The sequence below is a fragment of the Pseudomonas machongensis genome (assembly GCF_034961125.1).
Classification (GTDB): Bacteria; Pseudomonadota; Gammaproteobacteria; order Pseudomonadales; family Pseudomonadaceae; genus Aquipseudomonas; species Aquipseudomonas machongensis.
On record NZ_JAYFUI010000005.1, the window covers coordinates 1 to 4,740 of the forward strand.

3 protein-coding genes and 1 pseudogene are annotated in these 4,740 nt (G+C 63.1%); all 4 read left to right on the plus strand.

The window, feature by feature from the left end:
- Nucleotides 1-255: 255 nt before the first annotated feature.
- A complete protein-coding gene (locus VA602_RS00190) occupies nucleotides 256-744 on the plus strand; it encodes an RNA polymerase sigma factor (RefSeq protein ID WP_323452138.1) in 489 nt (162 codons plus the stop codon).
- A gap of 17 nt (nucleotides 745-761) precedes the next feature.
- Nucleotides 762-1,724 (plus strand): FecR family protein, encoded by a 963-nt coding sequence (locus VA602_RS00195; protein WP_153773232.1) that lies wholly within the window; start codon nucleotides 762-764, stop codon nucleotides 1,722-1,724.
- Nucleotides 1,725-1,832: 108 nt separating this feature from the next.
- Nucleotides 1,833-4,262, plus strand: coding sequence for a TonB-dependent siderophore receptor (locus VA602_RS00200; protein WP_323452139.1), 2,430 nt, complete (start codon nucleotides 1,833-1,835; stop codon nucleotides 4,260-4,262).
- A gap of 260 nt (nucleotides 4,263-4,522) precedes the next feature.
- A pseudogene (locus VA602_RS00205) lies at nucleotides 4,523-4,740 on the plus strand (IS110 family transposase); the annotation flags it as partial.

Below are 4,740 nucleotides of genomic sequence, written 5' to 3' on the forward strand. Positions count from 1 at the left end.
CGTTCGCCAGCGAACCCGTTTTCATAGGCGTCACGGTGTTTGGGCGGCGCCGTGCTCGTTCGCGAAAAGCACTTAGGTGTTCATATTTATGGCCACGCAGAGCGGGTACATCCGTGCCGGAATCCATCGATAAATTTTTTGTTACCAAGGCAAAAAAATGCCCTCGGTCGAACAGGCACACGCCGATTTGCCGCTTTTAATAAGAAGTATTACTATTTGCGACTTCTTGTCCCCGCCTCCCTGACGAGCCAGACCGTGTCCGGACACAAAGGCTTTCTCGACCACTATCACGAGCTGATCGGCACCTGGACGCGCAAGTTGCGCAGTCGTCAGCAGGCCGAGGATCTCGCCCACGATGCCTTCGTCCGCGTGCTGGAAAATCCGCGCGAGCAGGTCGAGCAGCCGCGCGCCTATCTGCACCAGACCGCACGCAATATTGCGGTGGATGGTTTCCGTCGCGAAGACCGCCGTCAGGCCCTGGAAATTGAACTGTTCGATGAGGGCGCCGGCCATGGCGCCGACCCGGAAGCCTATATGCACGCGCTGGAGTTGGCCGACACGGTCGAGCGGGCGCTGGCGCAACTGCCGGTCAACTGTCGGCGGGTGTTCATCTGGCAGAAGCTCGAAGGCTTGACCCAGGCCGAGATCGCCGAGCGCATGGGTTTGACCAAGAACATGGTCGAAAAGTATATGATTCGCACGCTCCGACATCTGCGTGAGCACCTGGACGTGACCACCAGATGAGTCAGGAGACCCTTTCGATGAATCAGCAAGGCGCCGACAACCCGCGCGAACAGGCCGCCGCCTGGTTTGTTCGCATGCAGGACGCGCCCGATGACAGTGCCCTGCGCGAGCGTCTGCAGCATTGGCTGGACGAGCGCCCCGAGCATCGGCAGGAATACGAACTGCTCGGCAGGTTGTGGTGTGCAGCCGATTTCATCCCTCCCGAGCGCCTCGAAGCCTTGTGCGAACCAGAGCCGGTGCGCCAACTGCCGCGCAGGCGCCTGCTGCGCCAGGCCCTGGCCGCGGGGGTGGCGCTGGCCGCGCTTGGCCTGGGTTGGGGCGGCTGGCAGTACCAGCAAATGAACCACCACGACGTGCTCGCCACGCAGGCGGGCGAGCGGCGCATGTTCGAGCTCCCGGACGGCTCGCGCCTGGAGCTCAACAGTGCCACGCGCATCGACGTTGCGTTCAGCGCCGGGCGCCGGCAACTGCGGCTGCTGGCCGGCGAGGCGATGTTCAGCGTCGCCCACGACAGCAGCCGACCGTTCGTGGTCGATACCGCGCAAGGCAGCGTCACCGTCACCGGTACCCGTTTCGACGTGCGTCAGGACAACGGCCTGACCCGGGTTGCCGTCGAGCAGGGTTCGGTGAAGGTCGAGGGCGCGGCGGGCTCGCTGGCACAGTTGGGGGCAGGGCAGGGCGCGCATATCGACCACCAGGGCAAGGTCGCCGCGCCCTACACGATCAACGCCGCCACGCTCACCGCCTGGCGCCAGGGCAAGCTGGTGTTCGACAACGCCACCCTCGCCGAAGTGGTCAGTGAAGTCTCGCGCTACCGCCGCCATCCGCTGTATGTCGCACCGGGCAAGGTCGCCAATCTGCGCCTTTCCAGCACCTTCAGCACCGACGATCCGGATGCGCTGCTGCGGGCTCTGCCGAACATCCTGCCGGTGGCCGTGAAAACCCACTCCGACGGCTCCAGCGAAATAATCGCGAAATAAATTCAGGTTTTTTTCGCCTCGTTCGTCTTCCCCGCCAGCTGCAACTGCCAAGCATTTACATTTGCATGCGGTTGGCATTCATCCCGACTTTCAGGACTGATCGAAGACGTGAACAACAACAAGCCCCTGCTTCATCTGCGCCGCCTGGCGCTGGCCCTGGCGGTCAGCGCCGCTGCCACCCACGGTTATGCCGCCCAGGCCCCGGCCGCCATCCAGATCCAGGCCCAACCGCTGGCCCAGGCCTTGGCCCAGCTCGGCCAGCAGACCAACCTGCAACTGTTCTTCAGCCCGGACCTGGTGGCCGGCAAACAGGCGCCGGCGGTGTCCGGTAACCTGGCCCCCGAGCAGGCGCTGCAACAGTTGCTGCAAGGCAGCGGGCTGACCTACGAGATGTCCCAGGACACCGTGGTGGTCAAGCCGGTGCAGAGCGCTGGCACCTTGACCACCGGTAGCCTGGAACTGGCGCCTACGGATGTGAAGGTGGTGGGTGACTGGTTGGGCGATGCCGACCAGACCGTGGTGCAGAACCACCCCGGCGCGCGTACCGTGGTGCGCCGTCAGGAAATGGTCGAGCAGGGCACCATGAACGTGCGCGACGCGCTGCGTGGCATCCCAGGCGTGCAGGTACAGGACTCCAACGGCACCGGCGGCAGTGACCTGTCGCTCAACGTCGGGGTGCGCGGCCTGACCTCGCGCCTGTCGCCACGCTCGACCGTGCTGATCGACGGCGTGCCGGCGGCCTTTGCTCCTTATGGTCAGCCGCAGTTGTCGATGGCGCCGATCTCCTCGGGCAACCTCGACAGCATCGACGTGGTCCGCGGTGCAGGCTCGGTGCGTTATGGCCCGCAGAACGTCGGCGGGGTCATCAACTTCGTCACCCGAGCGATCCCGGAAAAAGCCACGGCCGAGCTGAGCACCACCCTGGAAACCTCCAGGTACGGTGGCTGGAAACACACAGAGTCGGCCTTCGTCGGCGGTACTGCCGACAACGGCATCGGCGTCGCGTTGCTGTACTCCGGCGTCAACGGTAACGGCTACCGCCGCAGCAACAACGACAACGACATCGATGACGTGCTGCTCAAGACCCACTGGGCACCCACCGACAGCGACGAGTTCTGGCTCAACTTCCACTACTATGACGGCCGCGCCGACATGCCCGGTGGCCTGACCCAGGCGCAGTTCGACCGCGATCCGTACCAGTCTGTGCGCGACTACGACTACTTCAGCGGCCGTCGCAAGGACGTCTCGTTCAAGTGGCAGCGCCAGCTCGACGAAGCCACTCAATTCGAAGTGCTGACCTACTACACCGACAGCTTCCGCGGCAGCGCCATTGCCGCTCGCGACCAGCGCACCCTGTCGTCGTTCCCGCGTAACTACACCACCTTCGGTATCGAGCCACGCGTGTCGCGGGTCTTCTTCACCGGGCCTGTGACCCAGGAAGTCAGCGTCGGTTATCGCTACCTGAAGGAAACCATGCGCGAGCAGGCATCGCGCCTGGCGCTGATCGACAACGTGCCGACCGTCACCCCGACCTCCGATGGCCACGTCTACCAGGACCGTACCGGTGGTACCGAGGCCAGTGCCTACTACATCGATGACAAGATCGACGTTGGCAACTGGACCATCACCCCGGGCATTCGCTTCGAGCACATCAACACCGACTGGCGCGACCGTCCGGTGCTGGACACCAACAACCGCCCGGTCCCGGAGAAGAACCGCAGCATCACCAGCAACGAGCCGCTGCCGGCCCTGAGCGTGATGTACCACATGTCCGAGGCGTGGAAATTGTTCGCCAACTACGAGACCTCGTTCGGTAGCCTGCAGTACTTCCAGCTGGGCCAGGGCGGCTCGGGTGACAACACCGCCAACGGTCTGGAGCCGGAGAAAGCCAAGACCTACGAGATCGGTACCCGCTATGACGACGGCCACTTCGCTGGCGAGCTGACTGCGTTCTACATCGACTTCGACGACGAACTGCAGTACATCAGCAACGACGTGGGCTGGACCAACCTGGGCGCGACCAAGCACCAGGGTATCGAGGCATCGGTGCGCTATGACCTGGCCGGGCTGGATCCGCGACTGGACGGCCTGTCGGCCAATGCCGGCTTCACCTACACCCGTGCCACCTATGAAGGTGAGATCCCTGGCTTCAAGGGCCGCGACCTGCCGTTCTACTCGCGCCAGGTGGCCACGGCCGGGCTGCGTTACCAGATCAACCGCTGGACCTGGAACCTGGATGCCTATGCCCAATCCAAGCAGCGCGCACCGGGCACCGGGGTCAATGCCGACGGCAGCTTCACCGGCAACTACATCACCCAGCCGAGCGCCGATGGACAGTACGGCAACATTCCGGGCTACGTGACCTGGCATGCGCGTGGTGGTTATGACTTCGGCCCGCAGCTGTCGAACCTGAAGCTGGCGGCGGGGGTGAAGAACATTTTCGACAAGCAGTACTACACCCGTTCCAGCGACAACAACGCCGGGTTGTACGTGGGTGAGCCGCGCACCTTCTATGTGCAGGCCAGTGTAGGGTTCTGATACCGAGTCGCCCCATTCGCGGGCAAGTCGGATCGCCGCACCGCCGCTTGTGTCTTGATAGGGGATTAGAATCTGGAGTGAGAGCGGTGAATGGCAAGCTGAATGCCGCGTGTGCCTTGAGCACGAGTGGGAGCACAAGCTGCCATTCACCGTTCCACTTTGGCGAGAGCCCGAACAGTTGGATGCGGCCTTGATCTCGAATCACAAGCGTGGGCCAAGCCAAAGTCCTCTCACTCTGTTGAGTCTAGGAGATTTTGGTGATGGTTTCCTTTGTGGGTATCGATGTTTCTAGTCGCACGCTGGACATAGCGGTCCGTCCCCAGAGCCTCACGATCAATGTCACCAACGATCGGGCAGGTTTCGAGGTATTGGAGAAGAGCCTTCGAGGTCTCAAGGTCAAGCGTGTCCTGCTGGAGGCGACAGGCGGATACGAACGCGAGGTGCTGAGCTTTCTGCAGAGCGCTGGCTACAAGGTCAT

Coding starts and splice junctions, on each gene's coding strand:
- VA602_RS00195 (WP_153773232.1), top strand. CDS start 762: ATGAATCAGCAAGGCGCCGACAACCCGCGCGAACAGGCCGCCGCCTGG.